Origin of the sequence: Cobetia sp. Ld8, assembly GCF_045066615.1 — a bacterium.
In the GTDB taxonomy this organism is placed as follows: Bacteria; Pseudomonadota; Gammaproteobacteria; order Pseudomonadales; family Halomonadaceae; genus Cobetia; species Cobetia amphilecti.
Genome location: NZ_JBISHF010000009.1, coordinates 41,745 through 56,689, shown reverse-complemented (window position 1 = coordinate 56,689; position 14,945 = coordinate 41,745). Strand labels below are relative to the sequence as shown.

Genomic DNA, 14,945 nt, shown 5'->3' with positions numbered 1-14,945 from the left:
TCCATGACTCTGGCGTTCGTCTTGTTGAGGAGCGTCATTGGACGAATGGACGTCGCTGGCAGTGCATGAACGGCGCCGACAGCGCTCAGTGGCGGCTGTCGGCAGCGCCGAGCATCTCGCGGGCATGGGCGAGGGTCTGCTCGGAAAGGTGAATGCCGCCCAGCATGCGTGCCAGCTCGCGCACGCGGCCACTTTCATCCAGCAGCGCCATGTGCGTGCGGGTCGTGTCCTTCTCGGCCTGCTTCTCTATATGCAGGTGCTGATGTGCCTGTGCGGCGACCTGCGGCAGGTGCGTGACGGTCAGCACCTGGCCCTTGTCGCCCAGGCGACGCAGCAGCTGACCGACGATCTCGGCGGTGGCGCCGGAGATACCGACATCGACTTCATCGAAGACCAGGCTGGGGATGGTCGAGCGACTGGCGGCCACGACCTGGATCGCCAGTGACACACGCGAGAGCTCGCCGCCGGAGGCGACCTTGGCCAGCGCACGTGGCGGCTGGCCCGGGTTGGCGCTGATGCGGAAGTGGATACGCTCCATGCCTTCGGGCTGCGGGCGCTCCCGCGCCTCGATGGCGACCTCGAAGGTGGCCTTGCCCATGCCGAGGAAGGCCAGCTGGTCCTGGATGTCGCTGGCCAGTTGCGGGGCGGCGGTGGCGCGTTTGGCGCTCACCTCGCTCGCCAGCCCCTTCCAGGCCTCGCGACGCTGAGCCACTTCTTCGCGCAAGGCTTCGATGGCCTCCTCATCGCCACCCAGGCCGTCGAGTTCTTCGCTCAGGCGTTGATGAAGGCCATGCAGCTCGTCCGGCATCACATGATGCTTGCGCGCGATCTGGTGAATGCGGCTCAGGCGCTCATCGACGAAGGCGAGGCGCTCGGGATCGAGTTCGGTGACTTCCACGAAGCGATGCAGTTCACGCGCCGCTTCTTCTATCTGGATGCGCGCTTCCTCGAGCATGCCCAGCGCACTGGCCAGTGAGCCATGTTCGTTGCCCGGCAGATGCGCCAGGCGCGCCAGGGCCTGGTTGAGGCGCGGCAACGCACCTTCTTCGTCGTGATCACAGCACTCGGCGGCGGACTGCGCCTCGGCCAGAATCTGCTCGGCATTGGCCAGCGTTTCCTGCTCCTGCTCCAGGGCTTCCAGCTCCCCTTCGCACAGCGCCAGTTCATCGAGCTCCTCGACCTGATAGCGCAGCAGCTGGCGACGTGCACGCACCTCATCACCATCATTGCTCATGCGCTTGAGGCGACGATGCGCCTCCTGCCAGTGACGGAAGTCCTCGCGCAACTGGGCAGCCTGAGTCTCCAGGCCCGCATATTCGTCGAGCTGACGCAGATGCGTCTCTTCCTTGAGCAGGGAGTGATGGGCGTGCTGGGAGTGGATGTCGATCAGGTGCTCGCCCAGCTCGCGCAGGTCGGCGATGGTGCAGGGCGTGCCGTTGATCCAGGCCTTGGAGCGGCCGCTGGCGGTGATGACGCGACGCAGCAGGCAGTCGTCGCTGCCCAGTTCGCGCTCATCCAGCCACTGACGGGCGTCGCCAAGCTCACTGATATCGAAGCGCGCGATGAGGTCGGCGCGGTCGGCGCCATGCCGCACGCTGCCGGCATCGGCGCGCTCGCCCAGACACAGGCCGAGGGCGCCGAGCAGGATGGACTTGCCGGCACCGGTCTCGCCGGTGATGGCGGTCATGCCGCGGCGGAAGTCGAGTTCCAGCGTTTCGACGATGGCAAAATCTTGGATGGCGAGTTGCAGCAGCATGACTACCTCCGAGGGGGCTTTGACGTACGCCGTGCTGGGGGAACATCAGCGGACCCGGACTCGATGGGCGGGCTACGGTGTCGCCATACAGTATGTTTATACAGTTAACATGGCTTTTTATACAGCACGTTCGGGTGGCCTTCAATCCATGCCGGACTCAGTGGGGAGAAAAGCCTGCGGCAAGGCTTGAGAAGCGATGTGCTGTCCCCATATAGAGGCACTGACACTTTCAGTCGGCAGCAATGGCCTGGCCTTGCTGCCTCTCAAGGCAACTCATGGCCTGTCTGTCAGCCAGTACGCGTGATGCTTCGCAACAAGCTCAGCAGGCCACGAATCAGGGCAATGGCGCATAGACGCCGGCCCGCAGGAGATCAGCATGGCTCAGGACCCGCAGACCCCGATGGATGAAGAGCTTCAGCGTGCCGCTCGCGATGCCGAGCCGCAGCCGGAAACGCCGGAAGGTGAAGTGATCGACAACGTACTGGATGCCGACGATACCGGCGCCGAAGGCTCTCTGGTGGACAACCCGGAAGCCGAGATGCTGGCCGCCCAGGTCGAAGAGCTTGAGCAGGCCGTCAAGGAAGCCAAGGACCAGGCGCTGCGTGCGGCTGCCGATGCGCAGAACGCGCGCCGTCGTGCCGAGCAGGACGCCGAGAAGGCGCGCAAGTTCGCGCTGGAGAAGTTCGTCAAGGAAATGCTGCCGGTGGTGGATTCCCTCGAGAAGGCACTGGAATCCATGTCGGGTGACGAAGCGGCCAAGACCCACGTCGAAGGCATCGAGATGACCTTGAAAATGCAGCTGGATGCCCTGAACAAGTCAGGCGTCGAGCAGCTGGATCCGCATGGCGAGCCCTTCGATCCGGAATACCATCAGGCTGTCGCCATGGTGCCGTCCCCGGACGCGGAGCCGAACAGCGTCATCGACGTGATGCAGAAGGGTTACACCCTCAATGGCCGCCTGGTGCGTCCGGCGATGGTGGCAGTCAGCAAGGCCTCCTGAGGCCTGCGCGCTCCCGACGCCCGATAGGCGTTGGATCGCGCCCTGTGGGGGCTCAGGGCGATCCGGCCCGGGAAAATTTGCCCGGCCGGGTCTTGAAACCCTGACACGCGACCCCATCTAGAGAAACAAGTTCAGGCACCGACACAAGGTGCCGACATCCAGACTTATCTTTCAGGCTAGCAACAGATTCGAGGTATACGATTATGGGACGCATCATCGGTATTGACTTGGGTACTACCAACTCCTGTGTGGCAGTGCTCGACGGCGAGAAAACCAAGGTCATCGAAAACGCTGAAGGCGGTCGCACCACACCGTCCATCATCGCTTACACCGACGACAACGAGATTCTGGTCGGCCAGTCGGCCAAGCGTCAGGCAGTGACCAACCCGGAGAACACTCTCTTCGCGGTCAAGCGCCTGATCGGTCGCAAGTTCAAGGATGATGTGGTTCAGAAAGACATCAAGATGGTGCCGTACAAGATTGTCGAAGCCGACAACGGCGACGCTTGGGTGCAGGTGAAAGACAAGAAGATGGCTCCGCCGCAGATCAGTGCGGAAATCCTCAAGAAGATGAAGAAGACCGCGGAAGACTACCTCGGTGAAGAAGTCACCGAAGCCGTCATCACCGTGCCGGCCTACTTCAACGATTCCCAGCGTCAGGCGACCAAGGACGCCGGCCGCATCGCGGGTCTTGACGTCAAGCGCATCATCAACGAGCCGACTGCCGCAGCCCTCGCCTACGGCATGGACAAGTCTCGTGGTGACAAGACCATCGCGGTCTACGACCTGGGCGGCGGTACCTTCGATATCTCCATCATCGAAGTCGCCGACGTCGACGGTGAGACCCAGTTCGAAGTGCTCGCCACCAACGGCGACACCTTCCTGGGTGGTGAAGATTTCGACATGCACCTGATCAACTACCTGGTTGACCAGTTCAAGGCAGACAGCGGTATCGATCTGTCCGGCGACAACCTCGCCATGCAGCGTCTGAAGGAAGCCGCCGAGAAGGCCAAGATCGAGCTGTCCAGCGCTCAGCAGACCGACGTGAACCTGCCGTACATCACGGCTGACAACACCGGTCCGAAGCACCTGAACGTCAAGGTGACCCGCTCCAAGCTCGAGTCTCTGGTCGACGACCTGGTCGCACGCTCCCTGAAGCCGTGCCAGACCGCGCTGTCCGACGCCGGCCTGTCCGCCTCCGAGATCGACGACGTCATCCTGGTCGGTGGTCAGACCCGCATGCCGCTGGTGCAGTCCAAGGTGGCCGAGTTCTTCGGCAAGGAAGCTCGCAAGGACGTCAACCCGGATGAAGCGGTCGCCGTCGGCGCCGGCATCCAGGGCGGCGTGCTGGGCGGCGACGTCAAGGACGTGCTGCTGCTGGACGTGACCCCGCTGACCCTCGGTATCGAGACCATGGGTGGCGTGCTGACGCCGCTGATCGAGAAGAACACCACCATCCCGACCAAGAAGTCCCAGGTGTTCTCCACCGCTGACGACAACCAGGGCGCGGTGACCATCCACGTCCTGCAGGGTGAGCGCAAGCAGGCCGCGCAGAACAAGTCTCTGGGTCGTTTCGACCTGGCCGACATTCCGCCGGCACCGCGCGGTGTGCCGCAGATCGAAGTCGCCTTCGACCTGGATGCCAACGGTATCCTGAACGTGTCCGCCAAGGACAAGGCGACCGGCAAGGAACAGTCCATCGTCATCAAGTCTTCCGGCGGCCTGTCCGACGACGAGATCGAACAGATGGTGCGTGACGCGGAAGCCAACGCCGACGAAGACAAGAAGTTCGAGGAAATGGTCCAGCTGCGCAATCAGGCCGACGGCATGATTCACGCGACCAAGAAGACCCTGACCGAAGCCGGTGACAAGGCCGAAGCCAGCGAGAAGGAAGCCATCGAGACGGCGATCTCCGAGCTGGAAGAAGCCCTGAAAGGCGACGACAAGGATGCGATCCAGGCCAAGCTGGATGCACTGACCGAAGCGTCCGGCAACCTGGCGCAGAAGCTCTACGCCGAGCAGGGCGCCCAGGGTGAGCAGGCTGCCGAAGGTCAGGCTGGCAAGAAGCAGGACGACGACGTGGTTGACGCCGAGTACGAGGAAGTCAACGACGACAAGAAGTCCTGAGGGATTTCTTGAACGACGTCTGATGACAGCGCGGGAGCCTTGTGAAGGTGTCCCGCGTTGTCGTTTGCATCGGTGGCGCCTTGCGCTAGCCGCGAGCCACCGGTGACAACCGGCATTCCAGAACAGACCGGCAGCCTCAGGCTGCCAGCAATCCAGGCGGACCTGATCCATGTCCAAGCGTGATTATTACGAAGTGCTTGGTGTCGAGCGTGGCGCCGACACCAAGGACATCAAGAAGGCGTACCGACGCCTGGCCCAGAAGCATCACCCGGACCGCAACCCGGATGATGAAACTTCGGCCGAGAAGTTCCGTGAAGTCTCTGAGGCCTACGAAGTGCTGTCCGATGCTGACAAGCGCGCCGCCTATGACCAGTTCGGTCATGCCGGTGTCGATGGTCAGGGCGGCGGTGGCTTCGGTGGCGGCGGCTTTGGCGGTGGTGGTGCCGGCGGCTTCGGCGATGTGTTCGGCGATGTCTTCGGTGACATCTTCGGTGGCGGCGGTGGTCGTCGCAACCCGAACGCTCCGCAGCGCGGCAGCGACCTGCGTTACAACCTGGATCTCGATCTGGAATCGGCGGTTGCCGGTACCACGGTCGATATCCGCGTGCCGCGTCTGGCGGCCTGTGGCCACTGCGATGGCGATGGTGCCGAGCCGGGTTCCAGCAAGGAAACCTGCCCGACCTGCAATGGCATGGGCAAGGTGCGCATGCAGCAGGGCTTCTTCGCGGTCGAGCAGGCGTGTCCGACCTGCCACGGTCGTGGCGAGAAGATCAGCGTGCCGTGTCGCAAGTGTCACGGCGAAGGCCGCGTCCAGGAATCCAAGACCCTCTCGGTCAAGATTCCGCCGGGCGTCGACACCGGCGATCGCATCCGCCTGAACGGCGAAGGCGAGGGTGGTGTCAATGGCGGGCCGTCAGGTGATCTGTATGTGCAGGTCAACCTGCGCGAGCACGAGATCTTCAAGCGCGATGGTCGTCACCTGCAGTGTGAAGTGCCGATCAGCTTCGTCGATGCGGCGCTGGGCGGTGAGCTCAACGTGCCGACCCTCGACGGACGCGTCGTGCTGAAGATTCCGGCCGAGACCCAGACCGGCAAGCTGTTCCGTCTGCGCGGCAAGGGCGTCAAGCCGGTGCGCGGCGGCCCCGCCGGAGACCTGCTGTGCAAGGTGGTTATCGAGACCCCGGTCAGCCTGAATGAAGAGCAGAAGGAGCTGTTGCGTCAGTTCCAGCAGAGCCTTGGTGATACCGGCAAGAGCCATTCACCGAAGGAGAACAGCTTCTTCGATGGCGTGAAGAAGTTCTTCGAAGACATGAAGCCCTAGGCATTCGCCTTGCCGTCCGCGGGTCAGCCCCGTGGATGGCCTTCATGCCAGAGAGCCCCGCACTCGACTTGTCGAGTGCGGGGCTCTCGCGTTTCAGGCTCGGTGGCTCAGCCAGGCAATTCAGTCCAGTAACTCTGCCCAGCAATTCAGCCCAGTAACACACCCCGGGGGCATGGCTATTACGGCATCGATTCAGCCGTGAAGGCTTCTGGTTCGATGACGGCAAAGCAGCTCAGCAGCGTGGTCTGGAAGCTGCTGAAGTTGTCATCCGAGATCATCAGGAAGCGATTGCCTTCCAGGTGCGTCAGCCCTTCGAAGTTGTCCAGCGACCAGCCATCGCCGCTCGACAGGCGTGCTAGGGTGCGCACCTCGGCCTGGGTGCCGGGCTCGCCGAGATGCGCGCGGCGCAGACTGATCACCAGCGGGAAGGGCGGCGAGAAGGCGCGCTCCAGCATCAGCATGTCACCGTCGGGGAGCATCTCCATCGCGGTCAGGCTCGAGCCGGTGTCGCTGGCCAGCGGGTAGCTCCACTCATGCTTGTCGTCGAGGCTGAAGATGCGCGTCATGCCCTCGCTCATGCCCTCCGGCGTGGCTTCCAGTCCGGCGAGCATGCCGTATTCCGGGTGCAGGGTCAGGGCTTCCATGCCGTTGTTGGGCGCCGCGCCACGCGCACCCATCGGGGTGAAGGGCTCGCTGACGGCCAGGCCGCTGGGCAGGAAGTGCTCGACGCGTGGCTGCTGCTCGAAGCTGATCACCAGGCGGGAATCGCCGCGGCGGTCATTGTTCGCGCGCAGCAGCTGCAGGCCCTCGGCATCACTGAGGGCGCCGCGCAGCGAGACATCGGTCTCGTCGCGCAGGGTGTAGGTATTGAGCGCCTTGGCCCCGACCAGCTCACCGTGACGGAAGGCGAGCCGCAGACGATGCAGCCAGCCGCGGTCCGACACGGCATACAGCAGTGACTCGTCCTGGTCCCAGCCGATGTCCGACAGGCCCCCGACGGGGGTGTCATCCAGCCATTTGCCCGGCAGCCTGAGCGTGCCGCACCACTGGATTTCCGGGAACTCGCTCTTCTGTTCCGGCGATGCCAGCGTGTAGGGGCGCGGGTGAACGCCGCAGGCGCTCAACAGGCCGGCGAGCACCGTGGTGACAGCGAGGGTCTGGAGCATGCGCCAGCGGCGCGAGGCGGGGGATTGGCGTGCAGGCATGCTGACTCCGGAGACTGAGCGGTGATGAGAAAAATGACGATCAACAGGAGACAACCTAGTACGAGGCTACTCTAGCGCGTAACCGGCACAAATACATGACGTCAGCCAACGCTGCAGGCGGCTGATATACTCGTGGCACAGCATAGGTGGCACGCTCGGGGCATGCTCGCGGGCTGTCACCCTCAAGACCCACAACAGGCAGGAGTCAGCATGACCCGTATCGCAATCATGGGCGTCGCCGGACGCATGGGACGCACGTTGGTCGAGGCCGTCGGTGCAGTGGAAGGTCTGACGCTGGCGGCGGGCATCGTCGAATCCGGCAGCTCCCTGGCGGGCGTCGACATCGGTGAGCTGGCCGGTCAGGGCCGTCTGGGCGTGGTCGCCAGCGACAGTCTGGCTGCCGTGGTGGATGACTTCGATGTGGTGATCGACTTCACCGCACCGCAGGTGACGCTGGCCAACCTGGCGCTGTGCGCCGAGCACGGCAAGCGCATGGTGATCGGCACGACCGGTTTCACGCAGGAGCAGCTCGAGCAGCTGGATGGCTACCGTGACAGTGTGCCCTTCGTGTTCGCGGCCAACATGAGCTCCGGCGTCAACCTGACTCTCAAGCTGCTGGAGACCGCCGCGCGTGCCCTGGGCGATGCCGGCTACGACATCGAGATCATCGAGGCGCACCACCGTCACAAGGTCGATGCCCCCTCCGGCACGGCGCTGGCGATGGGTGAAGCCGTGGCGCATTCCATCGGGCGTGATCTCGCCACCCACGGTGTCTTCGCCCGTGAAGGTCAGTGCGGCCCGCGTACCGACAAGGAAATCGGCTTCGCCACCGTGCGTGCCGGTGACATTGTCGGTGAGCACACCGTGATGTTCGCCACCGAAGGCGAGCGCATCGAGATCACCCACAAGGCGTCGAGCCGCATGACCTTCGCCAAGGGCGCGGCACGCGCGGCTGAATGGCTGTCAGGGCGCGAAGTTGGCCGCTATGACATGCAGGATGTGCTGGGGCTCAAGTGAGCGAAGTAGAGAGCAAAGTGGGGAGCGAAATGGAGAGCCAGGCGCTGAGATGACAGTCTGGCGACATTCAGGAGAATTTCTTGAAAGCTGTCTCGGTGGGCAGGATGCGGCGCGCGCGTGAGCCATTCTGGCCGTCTTGCGCCGCTGGACTGCCTCGCTTTACAAGCGGCGTGCAGTGTCCCGGCTCGGCCAAGGGTTTCGTCAAGCTGACCGCGGCGACGAAACGACCGTATCGTGGGCCTTGTCGCCTGCTGGCGGGGCATGCGCGGGGTGGTCAGCACCCAAGGATTCCGGTAATCTCTACCCAATTTGGCCACGTTCTTGGCCGCCCTATTTGGTTGCCGTTTTGGCAGCGCTCGGGCCAGCAGCATTCCGAAGAATGATAACAAGCGGGATGAAACCTGATTTTTCGGTTTCGTCCCGCTTTTTTGCAACCTGAATTTGCCGCTTCTGGCGCGCGTCTGTCCAGTGACAGGCACCTGGCAGAAGTCGGCAGCGGGACACAGGCTCGGCGAATGCCGAGCACGATAATCAAGCAGCATGTCCGGTGTTCGACCGCGGATTCCGGGCAGGAAAGTGGACACTATGGGGAGGACGTTGCGTTGATCAAACCCGCGATACTGGCCTTGGAAGACGGCAGTGTATTTCACGGCAGCGCCATCGGTGCTGATGGGCAGACCAGCGGCGAGGTAGTGTTCAACACTGCCATGACCGGCTACCAGGAAATCCTGACCGATCCCTCCTACACCCGACAGATCGTCACTCTGACGTATCCGCACATCGGCAATACCGGCATCAACGACGAGGACACCGAGTCCGACAGCGTCGCAGCCGCCGGCCTGGTCATCCGCGACCTCCCGCTGCTGGCCAGCAACTTCCGTTCCACTCGCTCCCTCGATCAGTACCTGCGCGACGAGAATGTCGTCGGCATCGCTGATATCGACACGCGTCGCCTGACGCGCATCCTGCGCGAGAAGGGCTCCCTGAACGGTGCCATCCTCGCCGGTGAAGATGCCCAGGGTGATGATGCCGTCGAACGCGCGCTGGAAGCGGCACGCGCCTTCCCGGGTCTGAAGGGCATGGACCTGGCCAAGGAAGCCTCCTGCAGCGAGCAGTTCGAGTGGCACGAAGGCGAATGGACACTGGGTGAAGGCTACGCCGATACCCGTGAGTCCGAGCGTCCCTTCCACGTGGTCGCCTACGACTACGGCGTCAAGCACAACATCCTGCGCATGCTGGCATCCCGCGGCTGCCGCCTGACCGTCGTGCCGGCGCAGACGCCTGCCGCCGAGGTGCTGGCGCTCAATCCGGATGGCGTCTTCCTGTCCAACGGCCCGGGCGACCCCGAGCCCTGCGACTACGCCATCACCGCGATTCGTGAAGTGCTCGAGACCGACACGCCGGTCTTCGGCATCTGCCTGGGTCACCAGCTGCTGGCACTGGCCTCCGGCGCGACCACGGTCAAGATGGGCCACGGTCACCATGGTGCCAACCATCCGGTGCAGGACCTCGACAGCGGTGTGGTGATGATCACCAGCCAGAACCATGGCTTCGCAGTGGATGAGGCGGGCATGCCGAGCAGCCTGCGCGCGACCCACAAGTCGCTGTTTGACGGTAGCCTGCAGGGCATCGAGCGCACCGACCGCCCGGCCTTCAGCTTCCAGGGTCACCCGGAAGCCAGTCCCGGCCCGCAGGACGTCGCCCCGCTGTTCGATCGTTTCATCGAGATGATGCGCGCGCGACGCTGAGCCGAGCGCAGGCCCGAGGGCCTGATCCATCGTTGAGTTCAGTCACCAGATCATTGCGGGAAGAGACATGCCGAAACGTACAGACCTAAACAGCATCCTGATCATCGGCGCCGGCCCCATCGTCATCGGCCAGGCGTGCGAGTTCGACTATTCCGGCGCACAGGCCTGCAAGGCCCTGCGTGAAGAGGGTTACCGGGTCATCCTGGTCAACTCCAACCCGGCAACCATCATGACCGACCCGGTGATGGCCGATGCGACCTACATCGAGCCGATCACCTGGGAAACCGTGGCGCGCATCATCGAGAAGGAGCGCCCGGACGCCATCCTGCCGACCATGGGCGGCCAGACCGCACTGAACTGTGCGCTGGCGCTGGAGCGCGAAGGCGTGCTCGAGCAGTACGGTGTCGAGATGATCGGCGCCAACGCCGACACCATCTACAAGGCCGAAGACCGTGATCGCTTCGACAAGGCGATGAAGAAGATCGGTCTGGCGTGCCCGAAGGCCAAGGTCGCGCACTCCATGGAAGAAGCCTGGGAAATCCAGGCCGAGCTGGGCTTCCCGTCCATCATCCGTCCCAGCTTCACCATGGGCGGTTCCGGCGGCGGCGTGGCGTACAACCGTGAAGAATTCGAAGAGATCTGCCATCGCGGCTTCGAGCTGTCGCCGACCCGTGAGCTGTTGATCGACGAATCGCTGCTGGGCTGGAAGGAATACGAGATGGAGGTCGTTCGTGACAAGAACGACAACTGCATCATCGTCTGCGCCATCGAGAACTTCGACCCGATGGGCGTGCACACCGGTGACTCCATCACCGTCGCCCCGGCCCAGACCCTGACCGACAAGGAATACCAGCTGATGCGTGATGCATCGCTGGCCGTTCTGCGCGAGATCGGCGTCGAGACCGGCGGTTCCAACGTCCAGTTCGGCATCTGCCCGGACACTGGCCGCATGGTCGTGATCGAGATGAACCCGCGCGTGTCGCGTTCCTCGGCGCTGGCTTCCAAGGCGACCGGCTTCCCTATCGCCAAGATCGCCGCCAAGCTGGCCGTCGGCTACACCCTGGACGAGCTGCAGAACGACATCACCGGTGGCAAGACGCCGGCGTCCTTCGAGCCGTCCATCGATTACGTCGTCACCAAGATTCCGCGCTTCACCTTCGAGAAGTTCCCGCAGGCCAATGACCGTCTGACCACGCAGATGAAGTCGGTCGGCGAAGTCATGGCCATCGGCCGTACCTTCCAGGAATCCCTGCAGAAGGCGCTGCGTGGCATGGAGACCGGCGTTGACGGTCTCGATCCGATCGTCGAGAACTTCAGCGACGAGAACATGGCGCGCATCAAGGGTGAGCTGCAGGCCGCCGGTGCCGAGCGTATCTTCTACATCGCCGATGCCATGCGTGCCGGTCTCGATATCGAAGAGATCTTCCGCCTCACCAACATCGACCGCTGGTACCTGGTGCAGCTGGCCGACCTGATCGCTCAGGAAGGCGCAGTGGCCGCAAGCTCGCTGGGCGAGATGGACGCTGATCGTCTGTTCCGTCTCAAGCGCAAGGGCTTCAGCGATGCGCGCCTGGCGCGTCTGATGGGCGTGTCCGAGAAGGCCTTCCGCAAGCACCGTCAGAAGCAGGGCATCCGCCCGGTCTACAAGCGCGTCGACACCTGTGCCGCCGAATTCGCGTCCGACACCGCCTACATGTACTCCACCTATGAGGAAGAGTGCGAGGCGGAAGTCAGCGACAAGAAGAAGATCATGGTGCTGGGTGGCGGTCCGAACCGTATCGGTCAGGGCATCGAGTTCGACTACTGCTGTGTCCACGCCTCCCTCGCCATGCGCGCGGACGGCTACGAGACCATCATGGTCAACTGCAACCCGGAAACGGTCTCGACCGACTACGACACTTCCGATCGCCTCTACTTCGAGCCGGTCACCCTGGAAGACGTGCTGGAGATCGCTGACAAGGAACAGCCGGTCGGTGTCATCGTCCAGTTCGGCGGCCAGACGCCGCTGAAGCTGGCGCGTGAGCTCGAAGCCGCTGGTGTGCCGATCATCGGTACCACGCCGGACGCCATCGACCGCGCCGAAGACCGCGAGCGTTTCCAGCAGATGATCGAGAAGCTCGGTCTGATCCAGCCGGAAAACGCCACCGCGCGCAGCTTCGAGGAAGCCTTCGTCAAGGCCGAGGTCATCGGTTATCCGCTGGTGGTGCGCCCGAGCTACGTGCTGGGCGGCCGCGCGATGGAAATCGTCTACTCGGCCAGCGAGCTCGAGAACTACATGACCCACGCGGTCAAGGTCTCCAATGACTCGCCGGTGCTGCTGGACCACTTCCTGAACGCGGCCATCGAGGTCGACATCGACGCGGTGTCCGACGGCAAGCAGGTCGTGATCGGCGCCATCATGCAGCACATCGAGCAGGCCGGTATCCACTCCGGTGACTCCGCGTGCGCACTGCCGCCGTACTCGCTGCCGGCAGACGTCCAGGAAGAGATGCGCGAGCAGGTCAAGCGCATGGCGCTGGAACTCAACGTCGTCGGCCTGATGAACGTGCAGCTGGCCTGGCAGGATGGCGTGATATACGTCATCGAGGTCAACCCGCGCGCTTCACGTACCGTGCCGTTCGTCTCCAAGTGCATCGGCCAGTCGCTGGCGCAGATCGCCGCACGCTGCATGGCCGGCCAGACCCTGGAAGAGATCGGTTTCACCCAGGAAATCGTGCCGACCTTCTACAGTGTGAAGGAAGCGGTACTGCCGTTCGCCAAGTTCCCGGGGGTCGACCCGATCCTGTCGCCGGAAATGAAGTCCACCGGCGAAGTGATGGGCTCCGGCGATACCTTCGCGGAAGCCTTCTACAAGGCGCAGCTGGGTGCCGGTGAAGCCATCCCGACCCTGACTGGCGATCGCAAGGCCTTCCTGTCCGTGCGTGAGTTCGACAAGGCGGGCGTTATCGAGGTGGCCCGCTCTCTGGTAACATTAGGCTTTACGCTTTGTGCTACCCGTGGCACGGCAGAGGTGATCGCCGCTGCCGGCCTCGAGGTTGAACCCGTCAACAAGGTGTTCGAAGGGCGGCCGCATATCGTCGACATGATCAAGAACGGCGAGATCGCCTATATCGTCAACACCACAGAGGGACGTCAGGCCATCAATGATTCGTCCGTGATCCGTCGCACGGCGCTGGCGCACAAGGTGCCCTACGCCACGACGCTGGCGGGTGCCAATGCCGTGTGCATGGCGCTTGCCTACGGCAACGACGTCAAGGTCCGTCGTCTCCAGGATATGCATGCAGGAGTCATGATATGAGTAGAAGTCCGATGACCGTCGAAGGCGAAAACCGCCTTCGCAAGGAGCTCGAGCACCTAAAGGGCACTGAGCGTCCCCGGGTCATCGCTGACATCGCGGAAGCCCGTGAGCACGGCGATCTCAAGGAGAATGCCGAGTACCACGCCGCGCGTGAACAGCAGGGTTTCATCGAGGGTCGTATCCAGGAGATCGAGTCCAAGCTCTCCATGTCCCAGGTGATCGACGTCACCAAGTTGCCGAAGACCGGCAAGGTGATCTTCGGCACCACGGTCGACCTGATGAACCTCGATGACGATAGCGAAGTGCGCTATCGCATCGTTGGCGAAGATGAAGCCAGCATCAAGGACGGCAAGATCTCCGTCACCTCTCCGATCGCGCGTGCGCTGATCGGCAAGGAAGAAGGGGATGTCGTGGTCGTGCGTACCCCGGGTGGCGATGTGGAGTATGAAATCTCCGAAGTGCATCACATCTGAGGCACGTCACATCTGAAGTGCATCGCCTCTGATTCGTCAGATCCTGATGTCGTGACAGCCCTGCCGGTTATCCCGGCAGGGCTGTTTTTTTGGCCTGCGGGCACGAAACCCTTCAGGGAGGGAGTAATGGAAGTACAGGGAAGTCAGCCGGAAAAGCGCATCATGGCAACCTCCATGGTGGCCATCTTCATGGTGCTTGGGTTCATGCTGTTCGGGGTGGCATATGTGGTCTCCCAGTCGTTTGCCTATCGGTACACCGGGGACTCGGCGCTGTTGACGCCAGCATTGGTCCTCGGGAGTGCCCTGTTGGCGAGGGGAGTTTTCCATCTGGTGATGCCGCTGGTGCACTTCGGTGATCAGGCGCTTTATCTGCGGCCGTCACCACTCATGGGGTGTCGCAAGATCGATTATGAGCTGATCGAGGATTTCACCTTCGACAAGAAGACGCTGGTCATCAAGTATCGCGATGCCGGCAACGGTGATGGGGAGTCCAGGAAGACGACACTCAAGCGTCATCAGGTCACCCAGCGGGCGCTGGACGACATCACCTTCGAGCTGAATCAGCGCGTCAGGTCGTGATTGTCAGCAACAGAAAACAGAAACGCCGCCCTCGATGAGGGCGGCGTTTCTGTCTGCGGCAGGCGTGGCGTGCGAGGTGAGCCTCGTCAGGCCTGGGCCCGGCGGCTTACTTCTCGCTGAAGCGCTGTACGTTCGACAGCTTCGGCTTGGCCTGCGGGTTGCGGCGATACAGCAGAGCGATCTTGCCGATGCTCTGGATCAGAGTCGCGCCGGTTTCGCTGCACAGGTGGCGAGCCACCTCGCCGCGCGCTTCGCGATCGTTGATCGCCAGCTTCAGCTTGATCAGTTCGTGATCGTGCAGTGCGCGCTCCAGTTCGGTCACGACGCCTTCGGAAAGGCCGTTTTCCGAGACGGTGACGATCGGGTCAAGATGGTGCCCGATGCTGCGAAATGCTTTCTTTTGTGACTGTGACAAGCTCATG

The 14,945-nt window shown here is 63.0% G+C and carries 11 protein-coding genes; 8 read left to right on the top strand and 3 right to left on the bottom strand.

Features of this window, described 5'->3' with window-relative positions:
* Positions 1-85 precede the first annotated feature (85 nt).
* On the bottom strand, positions 86-1,756 hold the full coding sequence (recN, locus tag ACJJV2_RS16415; protein ID WP_107335699.1) for a DNA repair protein RecN: 1,671 nt from the start codon (positions 1,754-1,756) through the stop codon (positions 86-88).
* Between the two features lie 376 nt (positions 1,757-2,132).
* On the opposite strand from recN, the gene grpE reads away from it, so the two are divergent.
* The 3 genes from grpE (at position 2,133) to dnaJ (ending at position 6,203) form a co-directional block, all read left to right on the top strand.
* Complete coding sequence (gene grpE / locus ACJJV2_RS16410; protein WP_043333357.1) at positions 2,133-2,756, top strand: nucleotide exchange factor GrpE; 624 nt, start codon at positions 2,133-2,135, stop codon at positions 2,754-2,756.
* Positions 2,757-2,959: 203 nt separating this feature from the next.
* Positions 2,960-4,882 (top strand): molecular chaperone DnaK, encoded by a 1,923-nt coding sequence (dnaK, locus tag ACJJV2_RS16405; protein ID WP_043333360.1) that lies wholly within the window; start codon positions 2,960-2,962, stop codon positions 4,880-4,882.
* A 169-nt stretch (positions 4,883-5,051) separates the two neighbouring features.
* A complete protein-coding gene (gene dnaJ, locus ACJJV2_RS16400) occupies positions 5,052-6,203 on the top strand; it encodes a molecular chaperone DnaJ (protein WP_043333362.1) in 1,152 nt (383 codons plus the stop codon).
* 179 nt (positions 6,204-6,382) lie between these two features.
* Here the strand turns inward: dnaJ and ACJJV2_RS16395 are convergent, their stop codons facing one another.
* Positions 6,383-7,408 (bottom strand): esterase-like activity of phytase family protein, encoded by a 1,026-nt coding sequence (locus tag ACJJV2_RS16395; protein ID WP_405282293.1) that lies wholly within the window; start codon positions 7,406-7,408, stop codon positions 6,383-6,385.
* 210 nt (positions 7,409-7,618) lie between these two features.
* Between ACJJV2_RS16395 and dapB the strand changes: the two genes are divergently transcribed.
* The 5 genes from dapB (at position 7,619) to ACJJV2_RS16370 (ending at position 14,523) form a co-directional block, all read left to right on the top strand.
* Positions 7,619-8,425: a 4-hydroxy-tetrahydrodipicolinate reductase gene (gene dapB, locus ACJJV2_RS16390; protein WP_405282292.1), complete on the top strand. Its 807-nt coding sequence runs from the start codon at positions 7,619-7,621 to the stop codon at positions 8,423-8,425.
* A gap of 602 nt (positions 8,426-9,027) precedes the next feature.
* The gene (gene carA / locus ACJJV2_RS16385; protein ID WP_192839084.1) at positions 9,028-10,173 is read left to right on the top strand and encodes a glutamine-hydrolyzing carbamoyl-phosphate synthase small subunit; all 1,146 of its coding nucleotides are present in this window, start codon (positions 9,028-9,030) and stop codon (positions 10,171-10,173) included.
* Between the two features lie 67 nt (positions 10,174-10,240).
* Positions 10,241-13,471: a carbamoyl-phosphate synthase large subunit gene (gene carB / locus ACJJV2_RS16380; protein WP_405282291.1), complete on the top strand. Its 3,231-nt coding sequence runs from the start codon at positions 10,241-10,243 to the stop codon at positions 13,469-13,471.
* Positions 13,468-13,944, top strand: coding sequence for a transcription elongation factor GreA (gene greA, locus ACJJV2_RS16375; protein ID WP_405282290.1), 477 nt, complete (start codon positions 13,468-13,470; stop codon positions 13,942-13,944). Before carB ends, greA begins: the two co-directional genes overlap by 4 nt.
* A 126-nt stretch (positions 13,945-14,070) precedes the next feature.
* Positions 14,071-14,523: a hypothetical protein gene (locus ACJJV2_RS16370; protein WP_405282289.1), complete on the top strand. Its 453-nt coding sequence runs from the start codon at positions 14,071-14,073 to the stop codon at positions 14,521-14,523.
* A gap of 106 nt (positions 14,524-14,629) precedes the next feature.
* Here the strand turns inward: ACJJV2_RS16370 and yhbY are convergent, their stop codons facing one another.
* On the bottom strand, positions 14,630-14,944 hold the full coding sequence (yhbY, locus tag ACJJV2_RS16365) for a ribosome assembly RNA-binding protein YhbY (protein ID WP_043333380.1): 315 nt from the start codon (positions 14,942-14,944) through the stop codon (positions 14,630-14,632).
* Position 14,945 lies beyond the last annotated feature (1 nt).

Bases quoted from the DNA above. Each gene is read 5' to 3' on its own strand.
- recN (WP_107335699.1), bottom strand. From the start codon at position 1,756: ATGCTGCTGCAACTCGCCATCCAAGATTTTGCCATCGTCGAAACGCTG.
- grpE (WP_043333357.1), top strand. From the start codon at position 2,133: ATGGCTCAGGACCCGCAGACCCCGATGGATGAAGAGCTTCAGCGTGCC.
- dnaK (WP_043333360.1), top strand. From the start codon at position 2,960: ATGGGACGCATCATCGGTATTGACTTGGGTACTACCAACTCCTGTGTG.
- dnaJ (WP_043333362.1), top strand. From the start codon at position 5,052: ATGTCCAAGCGTGATTATTACGAAGTGCTTGGTGTCGAGCGTGGCGCC.
- ACJJV2_RS16395 (WP_405282293.1), bottom strand. From the start codon at position 7,408: ATGCCTGCACGCCAATCCCCCGCCTCGCGCCGCTGGCGCATGCTCCAG.
- dapB (WP_405282292.1), top strand. From the start codon at position 7,619: ATGACCCGTATCGCAATCATGGGCGTCGCCGGACGCATGGGACGCACG.
- carB (WP_405282291.1), top strand. From the start codon at position 10,241: ATGCCGAAACGTACAGACCTAAACAGCATCCTGATCATCGGCGCCGGC.
- greA (WP_405282290.1), top strand. From the start codon at position 13,468: ATGAGTAGAAGTCCGATGACCGTCGAAGGCGAAAACCGCCTTCGCAAG.
- ACJJV2_RS16370 (WP_405282289.1), top strand. From the start codon at position 14,071: ATGGAAGTACAGGGAAGTCAGCCGGAAAAGCGCATCATGGCAACCTCC.
- yhbY (WP_043333380.1), bottom strand. From the start codon at position 14,944: ATGAGCTTGTCACAGTCACAAAAGAAAGCATTTCGCAGCATCGGGCAC.